Annotated in this window: 7 protein-coding genes; 6 read left to right on the top strand and 1 reads right to left on the bottom strand. The window is 68.9% G+C overall.

Annotation, left to right across the window (positions count from 1 at the left end; all coding sequences use genetic code 11):
- The first annotated feature begins 466 nt into the window (after positions 1-466).
- Genes ACIGO6_RS00810 through drmB form a run of 4 tightly spaced genes read left to right on the top strand, consistent with a single transcriptional unit; the run spans position 467 to position 12247 of the window.
- Positions 467-5230, top strand: a complete 4764-nt coding sequence (locus tag ACIGO6_RS00810; RefSeq protein ID WP_399869647.1) for a DEAD/DEAH box helicase — start codon at positions 467-469, stop codon at positions 5228-5230.
- Positions 5227-7140: a UvrD-helicase domain-containing protein gene (locus ACIGO6_RS00805; RefSeq protein ID WP_399869645.1), complete on the top strand. Its 1914-nt coding sequence runs from the start codon at positions 5227-5229 to the stop codon at positions 7138-7140. The genes ACIGO6_RS00810 and ACIGO6_RS00805 overlap by 4 nt, the downstream gene beginning before the upstream one ends.
- Positions 7137-10385 (top strand): helicase-related protein, encoded by a 3249-nt coding sequence (locus ACIGO6_RS00800; protein WP_399869644.1) that lies wholly within the window; start codon positions 7137-7139, stop codon positions 10383-10385. Before ACIGO6_RS00805 ends, ACIGO6_RS00800 begins: the two co-directional genes overlap by 4 nt.
- Positions 10382-12247 (top strand): DrmB family protein, encoded by a 1866-nt coding sequence (gene drmB, locus ACIGO6_RS00795; RefSeq protein WP_399869643.1) that lies wholly within the window; start codon positions 10382-10384, stop codon positions 12245-12247. Before ACIGO6_RS00800 ends, drmB begins: the two co-directional genes overlap by 4 nt.
- A gap of 6 nt (positions 12248-12253) precedes the next feature.
- Here drmB and ACIGO6_RS00790 read toward each other — a convergent pair whose 3' ends face one another.
- Positions 12254-12895, bottom strand: a complete 642-nt coding sequence (locus ACIGO6_RS00790; RefSeq protein WP_399869641.1) for an ATP-binding protein — start codon at positions 12893-12895, stop codon at positions 12254-12256.
- Between the two features lie 220 nt (positions 12896-13115).
- Between ACIGO6_RS00790 and ACIGO6_RS00785 the strand changes: the two genes are divergently transcribed.
- Positions 13116-13964, top strand: coding sequence for a helix-turn-helix domain-containing protein (locus ACIGO6_RS00785; protein ID WP_399869639.1), 849 nt, complete (start codon positions 13116-13118; stop codon positions 13962-13964).
- Positions 13961-14179: a DUF397 domain-containing protein gene (locus tag ACIGO6_RS00780; RefSeq protein WP_399869637.1), complete on the top strand. Its 219-nt coding sequence runs from the start codon at positions 13961-13963 to the stop codon at positions 14177-14179. The genes ACIGO6_RS00785 and ACIGO6_RS00780 overlap by 4 nt, the downstream gene beginning before the upstream one ends.
- Positions 14180-14219 lie beyond the last annotated feature (40 nt).

Raw genomic sequence — 14219 nt, 5'->3', positions numbered from 1 at the left:
TTGACAGAGGCGCACCCACCCGGGGATTAGCCGAGCCCTTCATTCGCACCTTTATCCCCATTTGCCCGTTTCGCCGGACAATGAATTCCCAATCGAACCCCCTTGCGCCCCAACGGAATAGCTCGGTAAGGTCAGTTCAGCGGCCCCACCCGTCTCGGAAGAAACAATTCTTCGACGCTCTGGATAGAAGTGTGCCGTTCAGCCCATGGTTTCCACGACGGCATCACGGTGCCGGATGGAAGGCATAGGCCGCTTTGCACCCAATTCTTTCCCCTCTCCAGTACGACGCGCGGCATGCCGCAAGGGCATTGTCATGTCCCTGAGTCGTGTCGTCATCGGTTTCTTTCAGAACACGCGACGCATCTAGGAACCATCGCCACGACGGCGGCGTCCGTCCAATCACCCGCAGCTGTCACGGCCCCCACGCCGCCTTCCCGCCAGGTCCATCACCTCGGATCGGAGTTCCGTGTCTCCCGAACTGACCCCCGTGCTCAAGACCGTGGTCGAGCAATCCTCCCGTGTCCTCAGGACGTACGCCGTCGACCCCGGCCTCATCCCGGAGCATGCGAACGGAGAAAGGCGGATCACCCAAGGCGGATACGGTGACCGGCAGCTCTTCGAACTCGTCCAGAACGCCGCGGACGAGATCGCCTCCGAGCCCGGCGGCTCCGTGCATGTCGTTCTCACGGACACGCATCTCTACTGCGCCAACGAGGGATCTCCGGTCACTCCGGAAGGGGCCGAGACCATTCTCCGGATGAGCATGTCGCGGAAACGCGGCGGCCAGATCGGACGTTTCGGGGTCGGCGTGAAATCCGTGCTCGTCGTGACCGACGCCCCGCAGTTCTTCAGCCGCACCGGCTCGTTCGGCTTCGATCGTGAGTGGGCCCTCGACCAGATTCGTTCCGTTGCCGAGGTCAGGGCCCGGCTCGGCGAAGAGTTCGAGGCTCCGGTGCTGCGCATGGCCCGGCCCCTGGACAAGGTCGCCGAGTGTGCCGCCGACCCCGTGCTCGACGAACTCCTGGGCTGGGCCACGACCGTCGTCCGGCTTCCGTTGCTCGACGGTGCCGCCGACCGGCTCGGCCAGGACATGCATGGTGGTGGGAAGTCGACCGGCGGCCGGGAGGAGTTCCCTGTCGGGTTCCAGCTCTTCTCCCCGCACGTCGCCAAGGTGATCCTGGAGGACCGACGCCCGCGCCCCGTCGTACGGCGGACGCTCACCGTCGAGCGTGACCGGGAGCTGCACACCGTACGGGAAGAGCGCCCCGGGCGGCATCCCTCGGCCGGCAGGTGGCGGGTGTTCACTCTCAACCACGAGCCGACGGCCGCCGCCCGTTCCAGCGCGGGCGAGCTGCACGACCGTGTCTCCCTGGACATCTCGTGGGCCGTGCACGAGTACGAGAAGGACACCACCACCGGGCTCATGTCCTCTCCCAGGGGCCGGGGCAGGTTCTGGTCGTTCTTCCCGACCAAGTACGAGATGACGCTCAGCGGAATACTCAACGGGGCCTGGAAGACGAACGAGGACCGCCAGAACCTTCTGGACTCCTCCCCGTTCAACCAGGAGATGATCCGGGTTGCCGCCCGGCTGGTGGTCGAGTCGCTGCCCGGACTGGCGCCCGCCGAGGACCCTGCCGCGTACCTTCCGCTGCTGCCCGGACGGGCCCGTGAGTCGGAGACCGTCAGTTGGGCCGACCGCTACCTCACCGAACAGATCTGGGAGGCCACCGCCCACCGCCCGTCGCTGCCGGACCAGGACGGCCGGCTGCAGGTGCCTCGCCATCTGAACATCCATCCGGCGCTCGGCAAGGACAACAAGTCGCTGGTCCGCTGGCTGACCCTCTGGAACTCGTACCCCGGTCGGCCCACGAACTGGCTGCACCCTTCCGTGGAGGCCACGGATCTCCGCGCGGGCAAGGTGGAGCACATCCTGAAGGCGGCCAAGCGCGCGCGTGCCTCGGTACGGGAGTGGTTGGAGGCGCTGGTCGCCGACGGTACGGCCGCGGCGTCCAGCACCGCCGTCCGCATCGTCGCCGACATGGTCCAGTCGTCCTCGCCGTTCGCGGACGAGGCCCGCACGGCGCGAATCGTGCTGACCGAGGAGCACGGCATGGTGGCCCCGGTCGTCGGCAAGGTGTTCCGCCGCACCGACCAGGACGGGCTGCGCGAGGCCCTGGTCTATGTCGACAGCGCCCTGTCCGACGACGATTCACTCGGCAGCGCTCTGACGGTGCTCGGCATCCGCGAAGCCGACGTCCGAGGTCGCTTCATCAGCGTTCTGGAGCAGGGGTTCACCTCGTACGGCCCGCAGGAGTGGACCCGATTCTGGGAACTGTTCCACCAGGCCGGCAGCGGCCACCTGTCGCACGAAGTCGTCCGACGGGTGGCCGACCCGCTGTCGACGCTCCACGTGCGCACCTGCGACGGACACACCCGACCGATGGGGAGCTGCCTGCTGCCCGGTCCGGTCGTGACGCCGGAGTCGGACCCCGGCATCGCCGTCGACACCCGGTTCCACTCGGACGACATGGCGTTCTTCCGCGAGATGGGGTTGCGTGACCGGCCCACGGGGGGACACCGTCCGGAGGACGAGCCCTGGTTCGAGAAGTACCGTGAGGTCGCGCACAAGGAGTACTGCGCCACCCTGCCCGACCAGGCATCCCGGCCGACCCTCGCCCGGATCAAGCTGGAGGGCGCCGCGATCGGCGGCCCGTTGCATCTGTTGCCCGAGCTCTCGGACGAAGCCCGCGCCAACTTCCTGAAGGTGCTGCCCGACGACGCCCTCGTCGACAACTGGACCTTGCAGGTCGGTGCGCAGGTCGGCACCCGGCGCGCCGTCGCCTCGCCCATGCGGTGGATGCTCAAGCGGCACGGCCTCGTCCCGACGTCGCAGGGGATCCGCCCCATCTCCGAAGCGGTCGGCCCTCAGCTCACCGCGTACAGCGACGTACTGCCCGTCGCCGGGATCAGCGCCGACAAGGCGCGCAAGCTTCGCCTCGCCGCAAGCGTCGAGGAGGTACCCGACGCCTTCTGGACCCAGCTCCTGGACAAGCTCCAGCACAGCGAGGACGACGTCTTCGTCGGCAACACGTACGTGCTGCTGACGCGCTTGGACGTGGCCTTCCCGGACGACACACTCACCCGGTGTCGCATAGGCGACGAGTGGGGCACGCGACCGGACGGCGAGATCGCCGTCGCCTCCTCGCAGGAGGAGTACCGGGAGCTGCGGGCCGAGAGGCTGCCCGCCCTGTTGACCGCGTCGGCCGACGACGCCGCACTGCTCGTCAAGCAGTGGGGGATGCTGCCCTACGGGGACGTGATCAGTCGCGAGACCCGTTACGAGACCGCCGGTGAGGCCGTCCCGCTCAAGGAGGCGTACCCCACGCTGCGGCAGATGCGCGGCTCGCAGGTCGATCAGTACACGCTGCAGCGGTGCAAGGTCCTCGAGGAGGTGACGCGCACCCCCAACGGAATGCGGCCCCGCACGCTGAACAGCAGCCTGCAGGGGTCGGTGATCCTGGTGCTCGAGCCCACCACCCGGCTCGAGGCCCTGATGGCCGCCGACCGAGAACTCCGGTGGCGTATGGGAGAGTCCGGTTGCCGTCAGGTTCTGGAGGCCCAGCAGCGGCAGGAGGAGGACCAGAAGGTCAAGAACGCGCTGAAGGCCGTGCGTGAGGCCGACGACGTGGTGGCCAAGCTCCTGCTGCTGCTGGGGGCCGAGACCCTGCGGGACCGCCTGCCGGCCGGCCTGATGGACGGTGAGCGCGCGGAGAACGGCGGAGCCGACCCGGCTGACTACCGCGTCGCGCAGATGGCGTTCAACGCCCACGGAGACAGCGTGCTCCAGGTCCATGCCCGTGACCTGCAGAGCCGTTACCCGAGCCATGCCCCGTCGTCGTTCACGGGCGCGTCCAGCGCGGTGGCCTTCGTGGCCGAGTACGGTTTCCCGGACGCCTTCGCCGGTTTCCGGGCGCCGTCCTTGGACCCGCGGATCGACGTGGAGGGGCCGCGCCATTTCCCGCGGTTGCACGACTACCAGGAGCGGCTGGCCGCGAATGTCTTCGCCCTACTGGACCGGATGGTTCCGCAGCGCGGCATGCTGTCCCTGCCGACCGGTGCCGGCAAGACGCGGGTCACGGCCGAGGCGGTGATCCGCTGGGTGAAGCAGGTCGGCCGCCTCGACGGTCCCATCCTGTGGATCGCCCAGACCGAGGAGCTGTGCGAGCAGGCGGTTCAGAGCTGGAAGTTCGTGTGGGAGAAGGTCGGCGCCGAGACGCCGCTGGCGATCAACCGGCTGTGGTCGACGAACGAGGCGGGACCGGTCACCGACCGACCGCAACTGGTCGTCGCCACGGACGCCAAGCTCCAGCAGCCGAACTGTCTCGCCGCCGACGCGTACGCCTGGCTGCGTGACGCGGCCCTCGTCATCGTCGACGAGGCGCACACCGCCATCACGCCTCGCTACACCGACATCCTGGCGCTCCTGGGCCTGACGGCCTCCCGCACCGAGCGTCACCTCCTCGGGCTCACCGCGACGCCGTTCCGGAACACCAACCAGGACGAGACGCGCCGCCTGATCAACCGCTTCGGCGGCCGGCGTCTGGACCAGGGTGTCTTCGCGGGCGACGACGCATACGCCGAACTGCAGAGCCTCGGCATGCTGGCCCAGGTCGAGCACCGCCTGCTGCAGGGCGGCACGATCACCCTGACCCGTGAGGAAAAGGAGCGCGCCGAGCAGTTGAGCATCCTCTCCAGGGCTGCCGAGCAGCGCCTGGCCGACGACCACGACCGCAACACCCGAATCGTCGCCGAGATCTCGGACATGCCGAAGGACTGGCCGGTGCTCGTCTTCGCCACGTCGGTCGACCACGCCAAGTACCTCGCGGCGAAGCTGCGCGACCTGGACATCACCGCGTCCGCCGTCGACTCCACCACGTCGGCCAACGACCGTCGCCGACGCATCGACGACTTCCGGGCGGGTCGCACCCGGGTGCTCACCAACTACGGCGTCCTCACCCAGGGCTTCGACGCCCCCGCCACCCGAGCCGTCGTCGTCGCCCGCCCGGTCTACAGCCCCAACGTGTACCAGCAGATGATCGGGCGCGGGCTGCGCGGCCCCCTCAACGGCGGCAAGGAGACCTGCCTGATCCTCAACGTCCGCGACAACATCGAGAACTTCGACACCGCCCTCGCGTTCACCCAGTTCGAGCACCTGTGGAGCAGCAAGTGATCGACCCCTACGGCGACAGCCCTCCGCTCACCGAGGAGCAGCGGGCAGTGGTCGACCTCCCCTGGGACACCCGCCTCCTGGTCACGGCAGGGGCGGGCTCCGGCAAGACCCACACAGTCGTACGGCGCCTCGACGCCCTGGTGGGGCACGAGGATCCCGAAGAGGCGTTGGAGGCGGGCGAGGTCCTCGTCCTGAGCTTCTCCCGCGCCGCCGTCCGTGAGCTGCGGGACAGGATCGCCCGTCACGGCGACCGGGCCCGCAGGGTGCGGGTCCAGACCTTCGACTCCTGGGCGTACCAGTTGCTCGTACAGGCCTACCCGGACGAGGAGTGGGCGGCTCGCAGCTTCGACGATCGCATCCGTGCGGCCACCGATGCGATCGAGAAGGGCGCGGTGGAGGCCGGTGAGCTCGGCGCTCCCTCGCATGTGGTGATCGACGAGGCCCAGGACCTGGTGGGAGACCGTCGTGACCTGGTGGAGACGCTGCTCGACCGTTTCCAGCGTTCGTGCGGATTCACCGTGGTCGGCGACTCCGCCCAAGGCATCTACGGCTTTCAGATCGAGGATCCGAAGGAGCGAGCCGGGGAGACGGATCGGTTCTTCGCCTGGCTGCGCATGTCGTACGACGACCTCGTCGAGCGCAGCCTGACGCAGAACTTCCGAGCGCGCAGCCCCGAAGCACGTACCGCACTCGCCCTCGGCCCTCGTCTTCAGAACCTGGCTGTCCCTCCGATCGGCCAGGAGACCTCGGCCGCGTCGCTCCACGCCGAGTTGCGCGACCGGCTCCTCGACCTGCCCGGCCTCGGCGACCTGGCCGACGGGTTCGCTCTGGACTCCCTGAAGGCGTTCCCCGGCACCTGCGCGATTCTCACCCGGGACAACCGTCAGGCCCTCGCCGTCTCGGAGCTCCTGTACGAGCACGGGGTACCACACGCGCTGAAGCGTTCCCTGAGGGACCGCCCCGTTCCTTACTGGGCCGCGGAACTGCTCCGTCGGGCCGAGTCGCTGACGCTCACCGAGTCCCGGTTCCTCGAGCTGCTTGCCGAGATCCCGTTGCCTCCGGGTGTGGATTCCCAGCGCTGCTGGCGCTCCCTGCGGGCCGCCACCAGGCGCAGTGGTCGCGGCCTCGTCGACGTCGCCGCCGTACGGCGGCTGGTGGCCGAGGGGCGGTTCCCCGACGAGCTGGGCGACCCGGAGACGGCTCGGTTGATCGTCTCGACGGTGCACCGGGCCAAGGGCCTGGAGTACGAGCGCGTGCTCCTGCTGTCTCCTCCCTCCGTCGCCGAGTTGCAGAAGGCCCACGAAGAGCTCGACGTGCCGGCCGAGGCGCGGGCTCTCTACGTGGCCATGACGCGAGCTCGCGAGGATCTCTACCACGTGGCCGGCCCGGACACCTCCCGCATACGACGCCATCGGCCCACCGGTCGCTGGTACCTGGGCGGATGGAAGAAGTACGAGCGCTACGGCATCCAGGTCCTGCCGGGCGACATCCACCACGAGGAGCCTCCTGGCTCCCACGACCCGGAAACGTCGGCGTCCGACACGCAGACCTACCTGTTGGAGCACGCACGTCCGGGTGACGCGGTGACCCTGCGGAGGCGGCACACGCTCCCCATGGGACCCGACCAGAGCCCGCCGTACGACCTGGTCCACCGCGATCGGATCGTCGGCGAGGCCTCCGAGCGCCTCCGCAGGGACCTGTACGCGGCGGAAAAGGTCTCGCGCTCGTGGGACGTCGTGTGGCCGGCCGAGATCGTCGGCCTGCGTGTGGACACCCTGGAGACGGTCGCGGGCAGCACGGCGGCGGGGGCCAACGCCGGGCTCGGCGACAACGGGGTGTGGATCGCCCCTCGGATCACCGGAATCGGAAGGTATCGACGCGGCGAACGCGCCGGGGAGGAACAAGGATGACGCACCGGAACAGCCCGCACGCCGAGCACTACCGGGTCCGCGAGGAGCTGGTGGCCCGGTTGCGCCGCGAGCTTCTCGGACCGGACGTCGAGGCGGGCGACGACCCTGTCGAGGTCCTCACCCAGGACGCCCCGATCACCCGATACCCGATCGGTGTTCTGTTCCCGAGGGCCGCCGACCGTGAGGCTCAGCAGGACATGTCGGAGGACGCCGCGGAGGAGGAGGGATTGGACGAGCCGCCGCTCCTCAGCAAGGACAGCCCGGAAGAGACCGACGACCCGGTCCAGCCCCCGGCAGCCGGTGACCGGCGCCCGTCCACCATGGGTCTCACCTTCGCCGTGGCGCCCGAGATCTGCTCCGAGATCGTGATCTCCGCGCGAGCCGCCGTGTACGAGCCCGTGGATGCCGAGGGCCGGCCGGTGTCCGCCCGGCGCGCGGAGGCCAGAACCACGGGCGACCAGCGCGAGCAATGGCGCCGCCGGGAACTGGACCTTCCGGACCAAACCGTCGACGTGACGAACCCCGGGGTTCTCAAGCCCATTCCCGTCCTCGCCGACGGCGTGCAACTCCATGTCCTCGTACGACCGACGGACGTGACCTCGGACACCGTCACCGTCACGGTCACTCTGATCAACACGCACGTCGTGGGTGAGCGCGAGCTCCAGGACGCGTTCGCACTGTTCCAGCCGGGCCTCCGGGTCCGGGCGGCCAACGGGGGTTCCGCCTTCGTCGAACGTCCCCCCGCTCTGACCGCCCCCGACGAGGAGGCGGCCACGAGTCGCCTGCTGTATCGCCATGCCCCCACGTTCGCGGTGGGTCACGGCTGCGCCGCCCACTGGGACTGGACGCCGCCGCCGGTGGGTCTGACCGACATAGAGCGTGCCGGGGTCACGGAGATCCGCTCCGATTTCGTCCCCACGCACGAGGTGCTGCTGACCGACTCCAACCCGGAGATCGACAGCTCGGCGCTCGGCATGCTCGGCCTCTCGACGAACTCGGACGCTGAGGTGCTCGCCGCCTTGCGTGGGCTGGCCCGCGGCTACGAGCAGTGGATCGAGGCCAAGGATTCGGAGGCCACCGCCCTCGCCGGCACCACCCACGAGGAGGCAGCGCACACCCAGCTCGACACCTGTCGCGAGGCCCTCGGCCGAATGCGTGAGGGTATCCGGATTCTCGCGGACGAACCGGAGGTCATGGAGGCCTTCAGACTGGCCAACCGGGCCATGGCGGAGCAGCGTGCGCGCAGTGCCTGGGTGAAGGCAGGTCGTGTGGGCACGCCGGATCTGTCCGTCCAGCGCTGGCGCCCGTTCCAGATCGCGTTCATCCTTCTGTGCCTGTGTGGCATCGACAATCCGAACCATCCCGACCGCAAGATCTCGGACCTGCTGTGGTTCCCCACCGGTGGTGGCAAGACCGAGGCGTACCTCGGTCTGATCGCCTTCACCGCGTTCCTGCGCCGGTTGCGCCGCGGGCCCGACGGCGGGGGCGTCACGGTTCTCATGCGGTACACACTGCGTCTGCTCACCCTTCAGCAGTTCGAGCGCGCTACGATCCTGATCTGCGCCATGGAACAGATGCGCCGGGCCGATCCCGACCGCTTGGGCCACGAGGACATCTCGATCGGCATGTGGGTCGGCAAGTCGGCCACGCCGAACGACCTGAAGACGGCCGCCGGCAAGCTGACGAAGCTGCGCTCCGGGCAGAGCCTGCAAACGGAGAACCCGGTGCAGCTCCACGCCTGCCCCTGGTGCGGCACCGCGCTGGACGCCCACAACTACTCGGTGGACGAGGACGACGTCCGCATGGACGTGCGTTGCCCCGGCCCCGACTGCGCCTTCGCCTCGGGTCTGCCGGTGCACCTGGTCGACGAGACCGTCTACAAGGCCCGACCGACTCTCGTCATCGCCACGGTCGACAAGTTCGCTTCCATGCCGTGGCGCAAGCAGACCGCCGCACTGTTCAACCGGGACCGCCTCGGCGCGGCCACTCCGCCGCCCGAGCTGATCGTCCAGGACGAGCTCCACCTGATCTCCGGCCCGCTGGGCACATTGACCGGGCTGTACGAGACGGCCGTGGACGCCCTCGCCGATCAACCGAAGGTGATCGCCTCCACGGCGACCATCCGTCGCGCAGCCGACCAGGGGCGGAACCTCTTCGACCGGGACGTACGCCAGTTCCCCCCGGCCGGTCTGGACGCCCGGGATTCCTGGTTCGCCGTGGAGACCGCCCGCGAGACCAAGGCCAGCCGCCGCTACGTGGGTCTGCTCGCCCCGGGCACCAGCCAGTCCACCCTTCTCATCCGCACGTACGCGGCCCTGCTCCACCAGGCCATGCGCACCGAGACGAGCGACGAGGTCCGTGACGCCTACTGGACGTTGGTCGGCTACTTCAACAGCCTCCGTCTGCTGTCGGCGGCGGAGCTCCAGGTGAACGACGACGTCGAGGACTATCTGCGGCTCCTCGCCGATCGCGACGGCGCGGAAGTCCGGTCTTCCAGCCGCTACTCCGAGCTGACGAGCCGCGTCGACGCGAGTCTGATTCCCGCCCGGCTCAAGGAGATCGAGAAGCGCTACCCGGACCCCGACGTCCGCGACGTCCTCCTGGCCACCAACATGATCGCCGTCGGCGTCGACGTCGACCGTCTCGGCCTGATGGCGGTGATGGGGCAGCCCCAGACCACGGCCGAGTACATCCAGGCCACCAGCCGTGTGGGCCGCGCCCACCCCGGCCTGGTCACGGTGATGCTCAACTCGGTCCGGCCTCGGGACCGTTCGCACTACGAGAACTTCCTGCACTTCCATTCCGCGCTCTACCGAGAGGTGGAGTCGACATCCGTCACACCGTTCTCCGCCCGGTCGCGCGACCGCGGCCTGCACGCCGTGGTCGTGGCGCTGGCCCGCATCCTCATCCCCGAGGCCCGCGAGAACGACGCAGCCGGCCGGATCGACACGTACGTGGATCGCCTGTACACCGAGATCAAGCCGTTGCTGACGAGCCGGGTCTCGGGCATCTCCCCCGCGGAGTCGGAGGACACCGCCGACGCCTTCGACGAGTTCGTCGAATGGTGGGAGGAGATGGCAAGGGGCCACGGCGGTCTGCTGTACGAGCCCATTCGCGGTAATCACACCCCCTCCCTACTCAAGTCGTACGACGACGAGTCCTCGGACGACGACGCCTGGCGCACCCCGTGGAGTCTGCGCGACGTCGACGCCCAGTCCGCTCTCTTCCTGGAGGCTTCCCGATGACCCCGCCCCGCGAGCGTCGCAGCCGTCGCGCCGATGGCGTCTCGGCCGCACCGCGCCTCGCCCTCCCCCGCCGCGGATCGGTTCGACGATCCCAGATGATCACCACGTACGGGGTCGGCTCGCTGATCGCCGTCGACAACGAGTCGTTCATCGTCTCCGGCATCGACGACGCCCACCGGAGCTGGCCCCTCGACGAGGCGCCGATCATCCATGAGCACCGCCTCGCCCACGTCCTGGGGGTGAGCCACTTCCGACTGCCCCCGGCCTCGGAGGACACGAGCAAGGACGGAGTGCGCGTACGACGGTTCCCGCTGTGGCACTCGTGTCCGAGCTGTCAGTCCCTCCAGCATGTGCGGGGCTTCAACCCGCCCCCGGGCAAGAACGTCTGCACGGACTGCGACGACGAGCCACTCGTGCCGTCCCGCTTCGTCATGGCGTGCGAGGACGGCCACCTCGACGACTTCCCCTTCTGGAAGTGGCTGCACCGCAGGAACCGGGAGGAGGGCGCCTCCGGGCACTGCGGCGGCGAAATGAGCATGCGCTTCTCAGGCCAGAGCGCATCGCTGCGTTCCATCCTCATCTCGTGCACCTGCGGTGTGCCGGAGGTGTCCATGGAGGGTGCTTTCCGTCGCTCTGCGCTGACCGACCTCGGAGTGCGCTGCGAGGGCAGGCGGCCCTGGCTCAAGGACGCCCCCGCCGAGTTCTGCACGCAGACGCCCCGTACGCTCCAGCGCGGTTCCTCGGCGGTCTGGCAGCCCGTACTGAAGTCCGCTCTGTCCATTCCACCGTGGAGCGACGGCCTGGCCGACAGGCTGACAGGACACTGGGAGCGCCTGCGGTCCCTGGGGTCCCGCGAAAAGATCGAGATCCACCTCATGGCAGCCTTCCCGAACGACGGCTCGATCTCGGTCGACGCCGTCATGGCCCTGCTGGAGGCGGAGCAGGCGGAGGACCCGGCCGAGGAGGGTACCGGGGACGCCGGGCCGGCGAACCGCTATCAGGCGCTGCGCCGCCAGGAGTACGAGCGCCTGTGCGCCGGCAACGCCCTGCGGGAGAAGGGGCGCGAGGAACAGTTCATCTGCGAGCCGCCCGTCTCGGACCCCGCCGACCTCGCTCCCTTCGGCGTCGAGAGGCCGATGCTGGTCAAGCGCCTGCGCGAGGTGCGAGCTCTCAAGGCATTCACCCGCATCGCGAACCCCGAGTCGAGTTCCGAGGGTCACGAGGCCTCCCTGTCCCTGATGCCGACCGACTGGCTGCCCGCGATGGAGGTGCGCGGCGAGGGCGTCTTCGTACGTCTCGACGAGCAGCGCCTGGACGACTGGGCCGAGTCCGAGGCGGTGGCCGCCCGTGTCGAGCGCATGCGCACACATCACGACCGCCTGCTGAGAGAACGAGCCACCGACCCTGCGGAAGTCCCTTCCTCGCCCGCGACGCCCCGTATAGTGCTCCTCCACACGCTGGCGCACATACTCATCAACGAGTGGAGCCTGGAGGCCGGCTACCCGGCGGCTGCCCTTCGCGAGCGGCTCTACGCCGACGACACCACGGCCGGTGTGCTGATCTACACGGCCACCAGCGACTCGGCCGGCAGCCTCGGTGGCTTGGTGGCACAGGGCGAGCCGTCCCAACTGGCCGGGACACTGAATTCGGCTCTGCGGCGCGCCGAATGGTGCTCCGCCGACCCCCTGTGCATGGAGTCGGCGGGAGGCGCGGGAAGCGTCAACCTCGCCGCCTGCCATGCATGTGTCCTGCTACCGGAGACCAGCTGCGAGCACAACAACGTCCTACTCGATCGCGCCCTGCTGGTGGGGGCGCCGGAGACACCGTCCCTGGGGTTCTTCACCCCCGCGCTCGTCCCCTGACGCGCGTCACGACCAGGTCCCGGCCGCCTCGGTCTCGAAGCGCGTCTGGGCACGGTCCAGCACCTCGTCCGCATCGCGGCCGTGCGCGCTGAGCCAGTGGAGGAGGTCGGCGATGATGAAGATCGCCGCCTCCTCCCCTTCGGTGGCGCTCACCGCGCCGGATCGACGTGCCCGGTTCTCCGGTCTCACGAATCCATAGAGGCCGAGCATCGCCTCGGCGCGGACCACTCGAGGACCGCCGCCATGGTCCCCCGGCGAGGTCAAACCCGTGGCGAGCTCGCACCAGGTCACCTTCCGGTCGGCACTAAGCAGCACGCCCCACCGGTCGGCGACCGCGTCGACGAGCGCCACACCGCGTCCCGACTCCGCCTGGACGTCCGCGGCGACGAGCGTGGGCAGTGCCCGGGTGTCCGGGTCATGCACCTCGATGCGCAGGAAGGTGCCGTTCATCAGTACGGCCAGTGTGGTCGGAGTCCCGGCTCCGACGTGGGTGATGACATTGGCCACCAGCTCACTCACGCAGAGTTGAGCCTCGTCCACGACACTTCGTAGGCCCCAGGCGTCCAGTCGTGTCCGCACCTTGCGCCGCAGGGCGGCGACCTCCTCTTCCTGGGCGGTGAATTCCACGACGTACGGGGATCGCACCATGCACGCGTTCGGGATCACTTCTGAACCTTTCGTCGCTGCCGGTCCAAACAGACGTCATCGGGGTCGGCGCCCCGCCGGCCCCGCCTCGGCCCTCTGCTCCAGCATGGCCGGCACAAATCCCGCCGTGCAATGTGCACGGAGAGAATCCCACCATCGGGTGATTGGCGTGCGAGGCCCTTGGCACGGAGACTGAACTCCGTTCGACAAGAAGGGGGTTCGGATGGCCGGCTCACCCACGGCACGTCGGCGTCGACTTTCCATCGAGCTGAAGAAGCTCCGGGAGAAGAACGCGTTGACCTGCGCCCAAGTGGGGGCGGCGCTGGATTGGAGCGGTTCCAAGGTCAACCGGATGGAGACCGGCAGTGGGCGGGTCCAACCGTCCGACGTGGACGCCCTGTGCCGTTTCTACGAGACCACTGACGAACTGCGCGAGTTCCTGAAGTCACTGGCCCGGCAGGCCAAGACGCGCAGCTGGTGGCAGGTCCACGGCTCCGGCGTGCCCGAGTGGTTCTCCATCTACATCGGCCTCGAACAGGACGCCTCCACTCTGCGGCAGTACCAGTGCGAGGTCCTGCCCGGTCTCCTGCAGACCGAGCCGTACGCCCGTGAGCTCCACACATGCGGGTCGTACCTGCCGCCCGCCGACATCGACCGTGCCGTACGGGTACGTCTGGAGCGCCAGTCGATGCTCAGTGCGCCCGACGCGCCCGACTGCTGGTTCGTCGTGAGCGAAGGAGCGGTACGCAGGGTGATCGGCGATCGCGCGTTGATGCGCGCGCAGCTGGAGCACGTACTGGACGCCGTCGAGCAGCCGAGTGTGACGCTGCAGGTGCTTCCCTTCGACGCCGGCACATGCCCGACCACGGGGCCCTTCACCATGTTGGGCTTCCCCGACCCGGAGGACCCGGACATCGTGTACAGGGACGGCATCACCGATGCGATGTACTTGGAGGGTGAGCCTCATGTCCGCGAGTACAACCGGGCGTTCGACGAATTGCGAGCTGCTGCCCTGAGTCCGCGGCGGACCATTCAGTTGATCAGGAACGTGGTGAAGGAATGCGCACAGTGAACAACCGCCTCGACGGCGTCGAGCGGCACCTCACATGGTTCAGGTCGTCCTACAGCAACGGCGCGGGGGGCGAATGCGTCGAGGGAGCACGCGACGGCGGCCGGATACTCCTGCGCGATACGAAGCTCGGCGACGAACTCGTCACGGCCGTGGGGGCCTCGGCGTGGCACTCCTTCACCGACGCGATGCGCCGAGGCTGGCCGGAGGCTCCCTGACCGTCGGCGCGGTGCCGGTCGGACCTGCGGCCGGTGGGAG

Origin of the sequence: Streptomyces sp. NPDC053750 (assembly GCF_044544295.1) — a bacterium.
Classification (GTDB): Bacteria; Actinomycetota; Actinomycetes; order Streptomycetales; family Streptomycetaceae; genus Streptomyces.
Note: the sequence above shows the minus strand (reverse complement) of the source record. Positions and strands in the feature narration are given on the sequence as shown.

Excerpts from the sequence above, each read along its gene's own strand:
- ACIGO6_RS00800 (WP_399869644.1), top strand. The coding sequence starts at position 7,137 with ATGACGCACCGGAACAGCCCGCACGCCGAGCACTACCGGGTCCGCGAG.
- drmB (WP_399869643.1), top strand. The coding sequence starts at position 10,382 with ATGACCCCGCCCCGCGAGCGTCGCAGCCGTCGCGCCGATGGCGTCTCG.
- ACIGO6_RS00790 (WP_399869641.1), bottom strand. The coding sequence starts at position 12,895 with ATGGTGCGATCCCCGTACGTCGTGGAATTCACCGCCCAGGAAGAGGAG.
- ACIGO6_RS00785 (WP_399869639.1), top strand. The coding sequence starts at position 13,116 with ATGGCCGGCTCACCCACGGCACGTCGGCGTCGACTTTCCATCGAGCTG.